The 13,138-nt window shown below is 73.5% G+C and carries 13 protein-coding genes; 8 read left to right on the plus strand and 5 right to left on the minus strand.

Translation table 11 applies throughout. The features are described from left to right. Window positions 1–33: 33 nt before the first annotated feature. Window positions 34–1,068, minus strand: coding sequence for a 5'-3' exonuclease (locus AC4H2G_RS19765; protein ID WP_494367445.1), 1,035 nt, complete (start codon window positions 1,066–1,068; stop codon window positions 34–36). Between the two features lie 112 nt (window positions 1,069–1,180). On the opposite strand from AC4H2G_RS19765, the gene AC4H2G_RS19770 reads away from it, so the two are divergent. After that, window positions 1,181–1,558 carry a VOC family protein gene (locus tag AC4H2G_RS19770; RefSeq protein WP_494367446.1) on the plus strand — a complete coding sequence of 126 codons (378 nt, stop codon included), beginning with the start codon at window positions 1,181–1,183 and terminating at the stop codon, window positions 1,556–1,558. Between the two features lie 317 nt (window positions 1,559–1,875). Further along, complete coding sequence (locus AC4H2G_RS19775; RefSeq protein WP_494367447.1) at window positions 1,876–3,648, plus strand: SulP family inorganic anion transporter; 1,773 nt, start codon at window positions 1,876–1,878, stop codon at window positions 3,646–3,648. Between the two features lie 24 nt (window positions 3,649–3,672). On the opposite strand, the gene AC4H2G_RS19780 is transcribed toward AC4H2G_RS19775, so the two are convergent. Next, window positions 3,673–4,980: an ion channel protein gene (locus tag AC4H2G_RS19780; RefSeq protein WP_494367448.1), complete on the minus strand. Its 1,308-nt coding sequence runs from the start codon at window positions 4,978–4,980 to the stop codon at window positions 3,673–3,675. 175 nt (window positions 4,981–5,155) lie between these two features. On the opposite strand from AC4H2G_RS19780, the gene AC4H2G_RS19785 reads away from it, so the two are divergent. Then, on the plus strand, window positions 5,156–5,653 hold the full coding sequence (locus AC4H2G_RS19785; protein ID WP_494367449.1) for a DUF1269 domain-containing protein: 498 nt from the start codon (window positions 5,156–5,158) through the stop codon (window positions 5,651–5,653). A 25-nt stretch (window positions 5,654–5,678) separates the two neighbouring features. Then, on the plus strand, window positions 5,679–6,350 hold the full coding sequence (locus AC4H2G_RS19790) for a GAP family protein (RefSeq protein ID WP_494367450.1): 672 nt from the start codon (window positions 5,679–5,681) through the stop codon (window positions 6,348–6,350). Between the two features lie 34 nt (window positions 6,351–6,384). Here the strand turns inward: AC4H2G_RS19790 and AC4H2G_RS19795 are convergent, their stop codons facing one another. Further along, the gene (locus tag AC4H2G_RS19795) at window positions 6,385–7,635 is read right to left on the minus strand and encodes an AI-2E family transporter (protein WP_494367451.1); all 1,251 of its coding nucleotides are present in this window, start codon (window positions 7,633–7,635) and stop codon (window positions 6,385–6,387) included. 148 nt (window positions 7,636–7,783) lie between these two features. Here AC4H2G_RS19795 and AC4H2G_RS19800 point away from each other — a divergent pair, with 148 nt between their 5' ends. The 4 genes from AC4H2G_RS19800 to AC4H2G_RS19815 all read left to right on the plus strand — a co-directional run bounded on the left by AC4H2G_RS19800 (window position 7,784) and on the right by AC4H2G_RS19815 (window position 9,715). Next, window positions 7,784–8,191, plus strand: coding sequence for a DUF7144 family membrane protein (locus AC4H2G_RS19800; protein WP_494367452.1), 408 nt, complete (start codon window positions 7,784–7,786; stop codon window positions 8,189–8,191). A 102-nt stretch (window positions 8,192–8,293) separates the two neighbouring features. After that, on the plus strand, window positions 8,294–8,725 hold the full coding sequence (locus AC4H2G_RS19805) for a DUF6325 family protein (RefSeq protein ID WP_494367453.1): 432 nt from the start codon (window positions 8,294–8,296) through the stop codon (window positions 8,723–8,725). Between the two features lie 95 nt (window positions 8,726–8,820). Then, window positions 8,821–9,183, plus strand: coding sequence for an SHOCT domain-containing protein (locus AC4H2G_RS19810; protein ID WP_494367454.1), 363 nt, complete (start codon window positions 8,821–8,823; stop codon window positions 9,181–9,183). 49 nt (window positions 9,184–9,232) lie between these two features. After that, window positions 9,233–9,715, plus strand: a complete 483-nt coding sequence (locus AC4H2G_RS19815; protein ID WP_494367455.1) for a DUF1269 domain-containing protein — start codon at window positions 9,233–9,235, stop codon at window positions 9,713–9,715. A gap of 32 nt (window positions 9,716–9,747) precedes the next feature. Here the strand turns inward: AC4H2G_RS19815 and AC4H2G_RS19820 are convergent, their stop codons facing one another. Further along, window positions 9,748–10,866: a sigma-70 family RNA polymerase sigma factor gene (locus tag AC4H2G_RS19820; RefSeq protein ID WP_494367456.1), complete on the minus strand. Its 1,119-nt coding sequence runs from the start codon at window positions 10,864–10,866 to the stop codon at window positions 9,748–9,750. Between the two features lie 95 nt (window positions 10,867–10,961). Continuing rightward, window positions 10,962–13,112: a SpoIIE family protein phosphatase gene (locus tag AC4H2G_RS19825; RefSeq protein ID WP_494367457.1), complete on the minus strand. Its 2,151-nt coding sequence runs from the start codon at window positions 13,110–13,112 to the stop codon at window positions 10,962–10,964. Window positions 13,113–13,138: the final 26 nt, after the last annotated feature.

Below are 13,138 nucleotides of genomic sequence, written 5' to 3' on the forward strand. Positions count from 1 at the left end.
AGGCGGTGGCCCGAGGGCGTCGAGCGCGTCGTGTCAGCCGGTGGCGTGCCCGAGCGCGTCGAGCACGCGCTGCACCGACGACCTCAGGCCCCAGCGCTCGGTGAGCGCCTCGAGAGCCTCGGGGTCGGCGGGCGCGGCGGGGAGCGCGTCGTCGAGGGCACCCACGGGCGCGTCGCGCGCCACCTGGACGACCACCGGAGCGACGTCGAGGTAGTCGGCCGCCTCGGTGAGGCGTCGCCGCTGCGTCGCGGTGAGCCCGGCGTCGCCCGCGTCGCGCGCCGCGAGCACCCCGGCGAGGTCCCCGTAGCGGTCGAGCAGCGCGACCGCCGTCTTCTCGCCGATGCCCGGGACGCCCGGGAGGCCGTCGCTCGGGTCGCCGCGCAGGACGGCCATGTCCGCGTACGCCGCCCCGGACGGCAGCCCGTAGCGCTCCGCGAGCCGGGCCTGGTCGACGACGTCGAGGTTCCGCACGCCCTTCGTCGGGTAGAGGATGCGCACGCCCGCGGCGTCGTTGACGAGCTGGAACAGGTCGCGGTCGCCCGTGACCACCTCGACGCGGGCGCGGTCCGTGCGGCCGACGGGCGCCGTCGGGCTCTCGTCCGCCGCGGCGGCGCGCGCGACCTCGCGCGCGGTGAGCGTCCCGATGACGTCGTCGGCCTCGTAGCCGGGGGAGCCGACGCGCACGATCCCGAGCGCGGCGAGCACCTCGACGATCACCGGGACCTGGGCGAGGAGCTTCTCCGGGACCTCCTCGATGCTCGTCGGGCCCGTCGCGCCGGGATCCTCCCGTGCGACCCGGTGCGCCTTGTACGACGGGATCGCCTCGACGCGGAACGCCGGCCGCCAGTCGTCGTCCCAGCACGCGACGAGCCGCGTGGGGCGCCGGTCGGCGACGAGCGTCGCGATCATGTCGAGGAGCCCGCGCACCGCGTTGACCGGTGTGCCGTCGGGCGCCTTGATCGAGTCGGGCACGCCGAAGAACGCCCGGAAGTACAGGCTCGCGGTGTCCAGCAGGAGGAGGTCCCCGCCGGGGGAGGCCGCGCCAGGAACGTCGGTGCTCTCGGTCATGCGGCCATCCTGCCGCACCCCACCGACGGCGGGCCGATGAGCGCGCGGCGTCCCGACGGTCGACCCTGAGGAAGGCCGAGGCGCCCGACCCCGGCCCGTCCCAGGAGGCACCATGCTCGACAAGGCGTTCAGCGGGTTCTCGGTCGACGACGTCGACGCGGCCCGGCGGTTCTACGGCGACGTGCTCGGCCTGCCCGTGCGGGGCGACGACATGCTCTGGCTCGACGTGCCGGGCACGACCGGCGTCCTCGTCTACCCGAAGGGCGAGGCGCACGAGCCGGCGTCGTACACGGTCCTCAACTTCCCGGTGCGCGACGTGCCCGGCACCGTCGCGGGCCTGCGCGAGCGCGGTGTCGCGTTCGAGCGGTACGAGGGCACGCCCGTCCAGACGGACGACGACTTCGTGTTCCGCGGCGGCGGCCCGCTCATCGCGTGGTTCCGCGACCCGGCGGGCAACGTGCTGTCGGTGATCCAGGACGACGACGCGTGACGGTCTGCCTGCCGAACCCCGGGTTACGCGCCACAGCGAGACCGATCTGACGCACAACCCGGGGTTCGGCGGGGCGGCGACCAGACCTCCGCGGTGCCGCTCGCGCCACCGTGCTGACCCGGGAAGACTGGTGCGGGGGCCGTCCCGGGTCCCAGGGACCGGTGTCCCGACCTGCCGGGCGATCCGGAGAGGCACGCGCGGGGCTCCGGCTCCTTCCGCTCGGCGCTTCCGGTTGCGGTGCTCCTCGTCCGCAGAGTTGTCTTGGTCTGGACCGCGCCGACCGCGACGGGAAGCATCGACCACAGCGAGGTAGACGCATGGCCGGACGACAGCCCCGCTCCGACGGATCGAACCCGGCCACGGGTCACCGCACCCCGCTGCTGTTCGGCTCGTTGCGGGGCTACCAGAAGGCGTGGCTCCAGGGCGACCTGGTCGCCGGGCTCACGGTGTGGGCGGTGCTCGTGCCCGAGTCGCTCGCGTACGCGACCATCGCGGGCGTCTCGCCCGTGGTGGGCCTGTACGCGGCCGTGCCGTCCCTGATCCTGTACGCGGTGTTCGGCAGCTCGCGGCACCTCGTCGTCGGGCCGATGTCCGCGACGGCCGCGCTGTCGGCGGGGGTGGTCGCCGTGTTCGCGCCCGGCGACGCCCAGTTCTTCACCGCGCTGACGACGGGCGTCGCCCTCGTCACGGGCCTGCTGTGCGTCTTCGCCGGGATCGCGAGGCTCGGGTTCGTCGCGTCGTTCATCTCCGAGCCCGTGCTCAAGGGGTTCATCGTCGGCGTGGCGCTCACCATCATCATCGGCCAGCTGCCGTCCCTCCTCGGCATCGAGAAGGGTGAGGGGGACTTCTTCGAGAAGGCGTGGGCGATCGTCACCGAGCTCGGCACCGTGAACCCGACGACGGTCGTGCTCGGGGTGGGCAGCCTCGCGGTCCTCCTCGCGCTCAAGCGCTGGGCGCCGGCGGTGCCGGGCTCGCTCGTCGCGGTCGCCGTCGGCATCGGCGCGATCCTGCTCTTCTCGCTCGACGACCGCGGCGTGGAGGTCGTCGGCCCCATCGACGCGGGCCTCCCGGCCCTCGGGCTCCCGGACATGGACTGGGCCAACTACACCGCGCTCATCGGCCCGTCGGCCGGCGTGATGCTCGTCGGGTTCGCGGAGGCGCTCGGCGCGGCGAAGACGTACGCCGCCCGCGAGGGGTACGACATCGACCCGAACCGCGAGCTCCTCGGCATGGGGGCGGCGAACCTGGGCTCCGGCCTCGCCTCGGGGATGGTCGTCAACGGCAGCCTCTCCAAGACCGCGGTCAACGGCGGTGCCGGCGCCAAGAGCCAGGTCTCGGGGCTCACCGCCGCCGTCCTGGTGGTCCTCACGCTCCTCTTCCTCACGCCCGTCTTCGAGTCGCTGCCCGAGGCGACGCTCGCCGCGGTCGTGATCGCCGCCGTGATCGAGCTCGTGGACGTGCGGTCGATGCGTCGCCTGTACGGGTTCGCCACAACGCTCTCCAGACGGCTCTACGGGGGAGCGGCACGCCACGACTTCTGGGCGGCGCTGGCGACGACGGTCGGTGTCCTGGTCTTCGACACCCTGCCCGGCCTCGTGATCGGCGTGCTGCTCTCGTTGGTCCTGCTGCTCGGACGGGCGTCTCGACCTCATGTCGCCCGGTTGGTGCGCAGCCCTGCGGGCGAGTGGGTCGACGCCGGCCGGCGGGTGGCGCTCGGGCGGCAGCCGGGCGAGCAGGTGCCGGGCGTGCTCGTCGTGCGGGTCGAGTCGGGGCTGTTCTTCGCCAACGCCGACACCGTCCGGGCCGCGATCCGGGCGCTCGCCGAGAGCGAGCACCCGCGCACCGTCGTCCTCGACGCCGAGACCGTGCCGTTCCTCGACTCCGCCGCCGCCGAGATGCTCGTGACGCTGCGCACCGACCTCCGACGGCTCGAGGCGACGCTCGTGCTCGCCCGCGACGTCGGCCAGGTCCGCGACGAGCTCAGGGCCGTGCTCGAGGGTGAGGAACGACCTCCCCTCTACCCCGACATCGACTCGGCGATCGCTGCCGAGTCCGCCGGCAGCCCTGGTACGACCGGTTCGACCGGGTAGACCGGTACGACCGGGTGGACCCGTTCAGGGGCGCGGAGCGAGCGCCGCGAACTCGGGCCGGCCGTCGTCGGCCGGCAGGACGTGCATCGGGCGCATCTGACGGACGACGAGCCAGAGCGGGACGACCGCGAGGGTCAGCACCGGCAGGAGGCGCGCGTCCCCGACGACGACGGCGGCCATGAAGAGCGCGAGCCAGCCGTCCCGGCTCACGACGATCACCGACCCGAGGACCGCCGCGGACACCGCGACCGCTGCCGGCACGGCCGGGACGAGCGACGACGCCGCGAGGCCGAGCGCGACGCCGATGAAGACGGTCGGGAAGATCCGCCCGCCGCGGAAGCCCGCTCCGGCGGCGACGACGAGCGCGACGAGCTTGACCAGCGCCATGAGGAGGATCGTGGTCCAGGCGAGCTCGTCGGCGTCGGCGCTGAGCTCCTTCATCTCCTCGAGGCCCTTGAACAGCGTGAGCGGGCCGCCGAGCACCCCGAGCAGCCCGAGGACGAGGCCGGCGGCGCCGAGCGCGAGGACCGGGCTCCGCAGCCGGTGGAACGCCGTGTGGACGACCGGGAAGGCGAGGACGGCGAGCAGCGTGATCAGAGCGGCGACGACCGCCACCACGACGGCGCCGACCACGTCGCCCGGCTGCACCCCCGGGTACTCGGGGAGGTCGATCGCGAACGTCGGGGTCTCGAAGACGACCATGGTCATCGCCCCCGCGCCGGCGGCGGTGAGCGGCGCGAAGAGCCGGTCGAAGAGCGGGCCCTCACGCTCCCCGCGCTCCGCGAACGTCTCGGTGAGGACGAGCGCGGCCGCGAGCGGCGTCGCGAACATCGCGCCGATCGTGCCCGCCGTCGCGAGACCGACGGCTCCGGGCACGGGGACGCCCAGGCGGGGACGGCACAGGAGCCAGACGGCGAGAGCCACGTTGATCGCGATGATCGGGTTCTCCGGGCCGAGGCTCACCCCGCCCGCGAGGCCCAGGACGAGCGCGACGGCGAGCCCCGGCACGGTCCGCATCGGCAGCGGCGCTGCGACGAGCTCGGTCGTCGCCGGGTCGACCCCCGCGTGCCCGGGTGCCCAGCGGACGGTCGCGCCCACGAGGAGTCCCGTGACGGTGAGCACCAGGACGGTCCACCACGTCTCCGTCGTGGTGACGCCCCACGCGTCGGGCAGCCGGTCCCACACGAGGTGCTGGATCCACGTGGCGAGCGCCGACAGCGCGACGAGGGAGACCGCGCTCAGGGCGCCGACCACGAGGGACGGCACGACGAGGCGCAGGAGGTGCCGGGTGGAGAGGGGGCGCGGCCCGCCCGTCGGCGTATCCGTCGGCACACGGGAAGGGAATCACGCCAGCGGTGGGGGTGCATCCGGAGGCTCGGGCGGGCGCGTCGTTCCGGTGGCGGTCCACCGACCTCCGCCATAGCGTCGAGTCGCCGCGCGCCGGGCGTGATCGGGCCGCGGCGGACGTACGACGACACCGGAAGCGAACGACGGAAGAAGGCACGACGTGGCAACTCTGACCGTGTGGAAGTTCGACACCCCCGACGGTGCGGAGCGCCTGGAGGAGGCTCTCCTCGCGCTGCAGAAGCAGGAGCTCGTCCAGGTGCAGGACGCGGCGATCGTCTCCTGGGAGGAGGGGAAGAAGAAGCCGAAGACCAAGCAGGGCAACAGCACGACGGCGGCCGGAGCGCTCGGCGGGACGTTCTGGGGCCTGCTCTTCGGGCTGATCTTCTTCATCCCGCTGATCGGCGCGGCGATCGGTGCCGCGTCCGGCGCGATCGCCGGGGCGCTGACCGACGTCGGGATCGACGACGACTTCATCGACTCGGTGCGCAGCAAGGTGACGCCCGGGACGTCGGCGCTGTTCGTCCTCACGTCCGGCGCGGTGCTCGACCGGGTCCACGACGCGCTGCAGGAGCAGGGCATCCACGGCGAGCTGATCCAGACCAACCTGTCCGCCGACGAGGAGGCGAAGCTCCGCGCCGCCTTCGACGAGAACGCCTGAGCGGACCGGGACCGGGGAGCTCACCGTGGGAGCCGCGATCGGCCAGTCCTTGCCGGTGGCCGTCGGTGTGATGATCAGCCCGCTGCCGATCGTGGCCGTGGTGCTGATGCTCACCAGCGGGAAGGCGAAGGCGAACGCCGTCGCGTTCCTCCTGGGATGGTTCGTCGCCGTGGGTGGCGTGGCGCTCGTCGTCGCGCTGCTCGCGGGGTCGGCCGCGCCGGACTCCGGCGGGCCCGCCGAGTGGGTCGCGTGGGTCAAGATCGTCCTCGGCCTGCTCCTGCTGCTCGTCGCGGCGCGGCAGTGGCGCGGGCGTCCGCGTGATGACGTCGAGCCGCCGGCGCCGAAGTGGATGGCCGCGATCGACTCGTTCACGCCCGTCAAGGCGCTCGGGCTCGCCGTGCTGCTCGGCGCGGTCAACCCGAAGAACCTGCTGCTCGCCGTCTCGGGTGGTGCGGCGATCGGGTCGGCCGCGGGCGGGGACACGACGGTGAGCGTCGTCGCGGCGGTCGTGTTCGCCGTCGTGGCGAGCCTCGGCGTCGCGACGCCCGTCGTGATCTACGTGTCGATGGGGACGCGGGCAGCCGACCTCCTCGACGGCCTCAAGGCCTGGCTGATCCACAACAACGCCGTGGTCATGGCCGTCCTCCTGCTCGTCATCGGCGCGAAGATGATCGGCGACGGCATCGCCACGCTCTGATCGCGACGGCGACGGCGGGCGGACGGCGTCGGGTCTACTCGACGCCGTCCGCCCGCCGCTCGTCGACCGTGCGCGCGGCCTCCTCGGCGGCGCGACGGTTCTTGCGGCGACGGGGAGCTCTCTCGTCGCCGCCCTCCTCGCCGGGGTCGTGCAGGAGGTGGGAGTCGATGAGCTCGTGCCGCTGCAGGTACGTGTTCGCCACGGCCTGGATGGTGGCCGCGATCGGGAGCGAGAGGAACGCCCCCAGGGCCCCGAACACGGCGCCGAACGCGAGCACGACGACGAAGCTCACCGCGGGGTTCATCTCGAGCGCGCGCGCGGACACCTTGGGGGAGAAGTAGAGGTTCTCGAGCTGCTGGTAGCCGACGATGAACGCCAGCACGGCGACCGCCTGCGGCACGCCCTGGGACGTGAGCGCGACGGCGATGGGGAGAGCGCCGCCGATGTAGGTGCCGATCGTCGGGACGAACTGCGACACGACGCCCGTGAACACCGCGAGGGGGAGCGCGTACGGCGTCCCCACGATCATGAGGAACACGAGCGTGAAGACGCTCGACAGCGCCGCGAGGACGATGCGCGAGTTGATGAAGTCGGAGACCTTGACCTGGGTGATCTCCCACAGGCGCAGCACCTCCTCCTGACGGTTCGGCGTGAGCCACCGGCAGACCCCCGCGCGGAACCTCGGCCCCGCCGCGAGCAGGTAGTACGTGACCAGCAGGATGGTCAGCGCGGCGAAGATGCCGCCGATGATCGTGGTCCCCACGAGCAGCGCGCCGGAGGCGACGTCCTGGCCGAACTGCTCGAACGCCTGGCGCAGCAGCTCGTCCGACTCGGGGACGACGACGTCGAACCGCTCCTCGACGAACCCCCGGATGTCCTCGTAGACCGCCGGGAGCGTCTGCACGAGCTGGATGAGCTGCTGGACGAACAGGTTCCCGAACAGGGCGAGCACGACGAGGACGACGACGATCGAGCCGATGAGGGACACGCCCGCGGCGACCCCGCGGCGCCACCCGTGCCGGACGAGCCACACGACGATGGGCTCCAGCGCGAGCGCGATGAAGAATGCGATGAGGATGTTCACCCCGAGGCCCTGGAGCTGCCCCAGCGCATACCAGGCGAAGACCGCCACGAACACCGCTACCACGCCCATGACCAGGGCGCGAGGGACCCAGCGCGGGGGGCGGCGCGAGTCGTGCTGGACGGGCCGGGTGCCGTCGTCGGCCGCGTCCGACCAGGGGACGTCCGGCGACGGGCCGGCCGACGGCGCTGCGGGAGTCGTCATGGCACGAACGTAGCGCCGGGCCCACGGACCGGCGCGCAGGACGCACCGGATGCCGAACCGCCCCATCGGTGCCACGATCGTCCCGCGCACGTCGACGGCCGCGAGCCTGGGCCGTCGAGAGGTCCGAGAACCCTCGAGAGGTGACGGAATGGCACGGTCGTCGCAGGTGTCGGCATGGGTCGGCTGGATCTGGTTCGCGGGCATCGTGCTCGTCACCCTGGGTCTGTTCAACGCCATCAGCGGGCTCGTCGCGGTGTTCTCCCCGAAGAGTCTCGTCGGGGTCACCGACCAGGGTGTCGTCGTGCTGGACGTCTCCACGTGGGGATGGATCCACCTCGTGATCGGCCTCCTGCTCGTCCTCACCGGCTTCGCGCTCCTCGCGGGCAAGGGCTGGGCGCGGTTCGTCGCGATCGTGCTCGTCGTCCTCAACGCCGTCGCGCAGTTCACGACCCTCCAGGTCACGCCCTGGTGGTCGATCGTGACGATCCTGCTCGACGTCTTCGTCCTGTGGGCGCTCGTCGTCCACGGTGACGAGGCCGAGCGCGCCGCTCGCTGAGGCGGCACCACCGCCCTCTCGCCCGCACGGCGTGCCGTGCCGCGCGGCCCACCCGAACCCCTCCGAGATTCGTACGCCCCTCAGACACCCGGGAGAAAACCCATGGCCAGCTCCAGCTTCGGTCCCGTCGAGATCGTCGCGATCGCGTTCCCCTCCGACCGGATCCCGTCCGGCGTCCAGACCGCCGTCGCCGACGTCCTCGCGGAAGGCACCGTCACGCTCCTCGATCTCGCGGTCGTGCGCCGGTCCGAGAACGGCGACGTCGAGTTCCTCGAGCTCACGGACCTCGGCGACGAGATCGAGATCACCGACCTCCAGCTCACGAGCGCCGGGCTCGCCGGCGAGGAGGACCTCGACGAGGTGGCGGCCGGGCTCGCCCCGGGCACCTCGGCGCTCGTCCTCGTCGTGGAGCACACGTGGGCCCGCGGGGTCGTCGGCGCGGCCGGCGACGCGGGCGGCGTCGTGCTGTTCAGCGAGCGCATCCCCGCGGAGGTCGTCAACGAGGTCGCGGACCTCGCGCTCGCCGGGGACTGACGAGCCGCCCGGACGGGAGACCCGGTCACCACCCATCCAGCCAGCACGACCCGGCCACCACCCAGCCAGCACGTCACACCCGAAGGAGAACCACCATGCCCATCCGTCGCATGGGCCGTCCCGGCCTCATCGGGACCGCCGCCCGCACCGCCGTCATCGCCGGCACCGCCCAGGCCACCGCGGGCGCCGTCTCGCGCCGTCAGGCGAACCGCCAGCAGCAGTCCTGGGAGGCGCAGCAGGCCGCGGCCCAGCAGGAGCAGGCCCGGATCGAGGCGGCCGCGCAGCAGGCCGCCGCCCAGTACGCGCAGCCAGCCGCCGCCGCTCCGGCCGCACCCGCGGCCCCGGCGTCCGGCGGGGGCGACCTCCTGGCGCAGATCGAGCGGCTCGGCCAGCTGCACGCTTCCGGTGTGCTCAGCGACGCCGAGTTCGCGGCCGCCAAGGCCAAGCTCCTCGGCTGACCCCCCACCACCCAGGCCGCACCGAGCACGAGAGGACCGGAGGACGACCATGGCGACCTTCACCGTCTGGAGCTTCGACACACCTGCGGGGGCCGACACGGCGTCCGGCATCCTGCACTCCGCCGCGTCGGAGGGGCATGTCCGTCTCGTCGACACCGCGGTCGTGACGTGGCCCGAGGGCGCGACGAAGCCGACGACGCGGCACGGCCACCAGGACACGTGGCGCGGCTCCGGCTGGGGGGCGTTCTGGGGACTTCTCCTCGGGTCGATCTTCTTCGTCCCCCTGTTCGGTGCGGCCGCCGGCGCGGCGATCGGGGCGACGTCGAAGGCCATGGCCGCCGTCGGGATCGACAAGGACCAGCTCGAGCGGATCCGCGAGGGGGTCACCCCCGGCACCTCCGCGCTGTTCGTCGTCACGGAGGACGGGGACCTCGACGCCGTCGGCGAGCGGTTCCACGGCGCGCACGGGAAGCTGGTCGCCACGAACCTCACCGAGGGAGAGCGGCAGACGCTCCTCGAGACGTTCGACTGACGACGCCGAGCCTGGTCAGGAGTCGAGGCGCGTCAGGAGTCGAGGCGCGGAGGCAGCCCGAAGAGCGGGAACCAGGCGGCCGTGTCGAGGAACGCGCTGATCCCCACGACGCGGCCGCGCCTCGTCTCGATCACCTGCAGGGCCCACGGCTCGTACCCGCCGCCCTCGGCGCGGCGGTACTGGCCGAAGCCGAACGTGCCGTTCACCGCGACGGGGAGCAGGCGCGAGCCCTCGCACTCCCACCCCGGGCCCACCATCCAGCGGACGATGTCCTCCGTGCCGCGCATCCACAGCGGGTACGGCGGCATGGAGAGCGTGGCGTCGGCGTGCAGGATCGCCACGAGCGCGTCCATGTCGTAGCGCTCGAACGCGTCGAGGTAGCGCTCGAGCAGCAGCTTCTCCTCGTCCCCGAGGCTCTGCTCGTCCCCGGGAACGTTCCCGGGGAGCTCGGCGGGACCGGCCGGGCCGTGCCCACCGCCCTGCTCGGCGTCGTCGTCGTCGGCTTCCGCACTGCTCCAGTGCGCGCGGGCCGCCATCGTGGCGCGGGCCCGCTGCAGCGCGCTGTTCACGGACGCGACCGACGTGTCGAGCAGCTCGGCCACCTCGCTGGCCTGCCAACGCAGGACCTCGCGCAGGAGCAGGACCGCGCGCTGCTTCGGCGGCAGGTACTGCAGCGCCGCGACGAACGCGAGCCGGATGCTCTCGCGCCCGACCGCGACCTGCGCGGGGTCCCCGTCGTGGGGGAGCACGCGGTCGTCGGGCACGGGCTCGACCCACGTCTCCTCGGGCAGGACCTGCCCCAGGTTCTCCACCTCGGCGGGCTGCGGTCCGCCGAGGCCCATGGGGCGCTCGCGGCGCTTGCGGGCCCCGAGGGCGTCGAAGCAGACGTTCGTCGCGATCCGGTAGAGCCACGAGCGCAGGCTCGACCGGCCCTCGAAGCGGCCGTAGGAGCGCCAGGCGCGCAGCAGCGTCTCCTGCACCGCGTCGTCGGCCTCGAAGGCCGAGCCGAGCATCCGGTAGCAGTAGCCCGTGAGCTCGCGGCGGTAGCCGTCGAGGACGACGTCCAGCTCCTCGTGGGCGGGCAGCGGGTTCGCGGGACGTGGCGCGAGGGATCCCTCCACCGTGTCGACGGGGGTGACGAGGTCGGTCATGGCAGGGCTGCCTCTCCGAGTGCGGGTGGAAGCATCGGGGCCGGATGTGGCCCACACCACACGCTACCCGGCGCTTCCCACACCGCACAGAGGTGTCAGTCGGTCGTGGGGAGCTCGAACCAGACGGTCTTGCCCTCGGCGTCGGCGTCGGCGTCGACCCCCCAGCGCAGGGCGCACCGCTCGAGGAACTGCACCCCTCGACCACCCGTCTCGTGCGGCTCGGGCGACCGCAGGCGTGGCCTCTCGCTCGACCCGTCCCGCACGCCCACGCGCACGACCCGGTGCCCCACCTCGACCGACGCCGCGACCGGGGGCCGGGCGTGCTGCACGGCGTTCGTGAGGAGCTCGCTCGTGAGGAGCATCGCGACCCGACGGACCGACGGCGCGACGTCGCAGCTCTCCAGCACGTCGTCGACCCAGCGCCGGGACTGGCCGATCGCGGCCGACGTGTGCGGGACGTCGCGGCGCACCGTACCCGGCCGGCCCGGGCGCGGCGGGTGCGGCATCGTGTGCCGGACGCGCAGCGCCAGCACCGCGACGTCGTCCCGCTGGGAGCCCGCGACGAGCCGGCGCACGAGGGCGTCCGGGAGGGCCGACGTCGAGACGCCGGCCTGGTCGGCCAGAACCTCGCGCAGGCTCGCGAGCCGGTCCCCGTACGACGTGCCGCGCCGCTCGACGAGCCCGTCGGTGTACAGCAGGAGCGTGTCGCCGGGGAGCAGGCGTGCGCGGTGGTCGTGGCGGGCCGCGCCCGGCAGGACGCCGAGCATCAGGTCGGGCGCGGCGTCGAGCGTCTCGACCTCGCCGTCCGCGCGCAGCACGAGAGGGGCCGGGTGGCCCGCGTTGGACCACACGACGTCGAACCCGTGGGGGGTGCGGTCGAGCCGCGCGACGACGGCCGTGCCGCTCGCGTGCAGCGACAGGCCGCGGTTCGCCCGGTCGAGCAGGCGGAGCAGGGTCGCGGGCGGCTCGTCCTGGCACCACGCGAAGGTGCGCAGCATCGACCGGAGCTGTCCCATCTGGGCTGCGGCGCGCATGTCGTGGCCCGTGACGTCACCGATCATCAGGACGCATGCGTCGTCGTCGATGACCACGGTGTCGTACCAGTCCCCGCCGACCTGGTCCGTGCGCGTCGCCGACGCGTACGTCGCGGCGAGCTCGACGCTGCGCATCTCGGGCAGCGCCGTGAGCATCGCGGCCTGCAGCGTCGTCGCGACGCGGTGCCGCTCCTCGAGCAGGCGGACCCGGTCGAGCGCGTGGCCGACGTACGTGGCGATGGTGGTCTGGGTCTTCACGGCGTCGTCGTCGAAGTCCTGCGGGTGGTCCCACGCGAGAGCCACCACGCCGAGCAGCGTCGTCGCGGAGAAGACCGGGAGGAAGCAGCGCGCCTCGACGCCGTCGGGCTCGATCATCGCGGCAGCCTCCGGGAACGTCTCGGAGTACGCGGCGTGGTCACGGAAGAAGAGGGGCTCGCGCGTGCGGGCCGCGACGCTCGCACCGCGCGCCTCGTCGAGGCGCATCCGCCGGAAGGCGCGTGGCACGCCGGGCTCCAGGTGGTCGAGCGTCGTGTAGGTGAGCCGGACGCCGGCCGGGTCGAGCGTCGCGAGGCCCGCGTACCGGGCGCCGATCCCGGCCCCGACCGCGGCGAGGCGCTCCGCGACGTCGCCCACCGACTGCGCGGCGGCGAACGTCTCCGAGAGGTCGAGCAGGAGACGCGACCGCCGGTTCGCCGTGAGGGCGACCCGCTGCATCCGGCGCGCGCGCTCGCGCGCCACCCGCAGCCGCAGCTCCGACGTGCACGCGGCCGCCAGGTCCGCGAGCGTCGCGAGGTCGGCGTCGGTCCAGGGCCGCGGCTGCCCGTCGATCGCGCAGAGCGAGCCGACGGCGCGTCCCCGCGGGTCGAAGATGGGGAACCCCGCATAGGCGACGACGCCCAGGTCGTGGATCGCGCCGTTTTCGGCGAGGTGCGGCACGTCCCGGGCGTCCGCGACGACGAGCGGCTGCGTGTCGTCCACGACGTACTGGCAGAACGAGTGGGTCAGCGGGGTGCGCCGTCGGCTCTGGTAGGGCTCGGGGAGACCGAGGGCGCCGGGAAAGACCTGCTCGTCCTCGAGCACCAGGGACACGAGCGCAGTGGGGACACCGAGCTGGCGCTGCACGAGGCGCGCGAACCGGTCGAACGACTCGTCCGCCGTCGGTCCGGCGAGCCCCGCCTCGACCAGCTCGCGGATCGCCTGCGCCTCGGTCATGACTCAGTATGGCCAGGACCGGGCCC

Source organism: Cellulosimicrobium sp. BMG9.23, from assembly GCF_059159985.1.

Coding starts and splice junctions, on each gene's coding strand:
- AC4H2G_RS19765 (WP_494367445.1), bottom strand. CDS start 1,068: ATGACCGAGAGCACCGACGTTCCTGGCGCGGCCTCCCCCGGCGGGGAC.
- AC4H2G_RS19770 (WP_494367446.1), top strand. CDS start 1,181: ATGCTCGACAAGGCGTTCAGCGGGTTCTCGGTCGACGACGTCGACGCG.
- AC4H2G_RS19775 (WP_494367447.1), top strand. CDS start 1,876: ATGGCCGGACGACAGCCCCGCTCCGACGGATCGAACCCGGCCACGGGT.
- AC4H2G_RS19795 (WP_494367451.1), bottom strand. CDS start 7,635: ATGACGACTCCCGCAGCGCCGTCGGCCGGCCCGTCGCCGGACGTCCCC.
- AC4H2G_RS19800 (WP_494367452.1), top strand. CDS start 7,784: ATGGCACGGTCGTCGCAGGTGTCGGCATGGGTCGGCTGGATCTGGTTC.
- AC4H2G_RS19805 (WP_494367453.1), top strand. CDS start 8,294: ATGGCCAGCTCCAGCTTCGGTCCCGTCGAGATCGTCGCGATCGCGTTC.
- AC4H2G_RS19810 (WP_494367454.1), top strand. CDS start 8,821: ATGCCCATCCGTCGCATGGGCCGTCCCGGCCTCATCGGGACCGCCGCC.
- AC4H2G_RS19815 (WP_494367455.1), top strand. CDS start 9,233: ATGGCGACCTTCACCGTCTGGAGCTTCGACACACCTGCGGGGGCCGAC.
- AC4H2G_RS19820 (WP_494367456.1), bottom strand. CDS start 10,866: ATGACCGACCTCGTCACCCCCGTCGACACGGTGGAGGGATCCCTCGCG.
- AC4H2G_RS19825 (WP_494367457.1), bottom strand. CDS start 13,112: ATGACCGAGGCGCAGGCGATCCGCGAGCTGGTCGAGGCGGGGCTCGCC.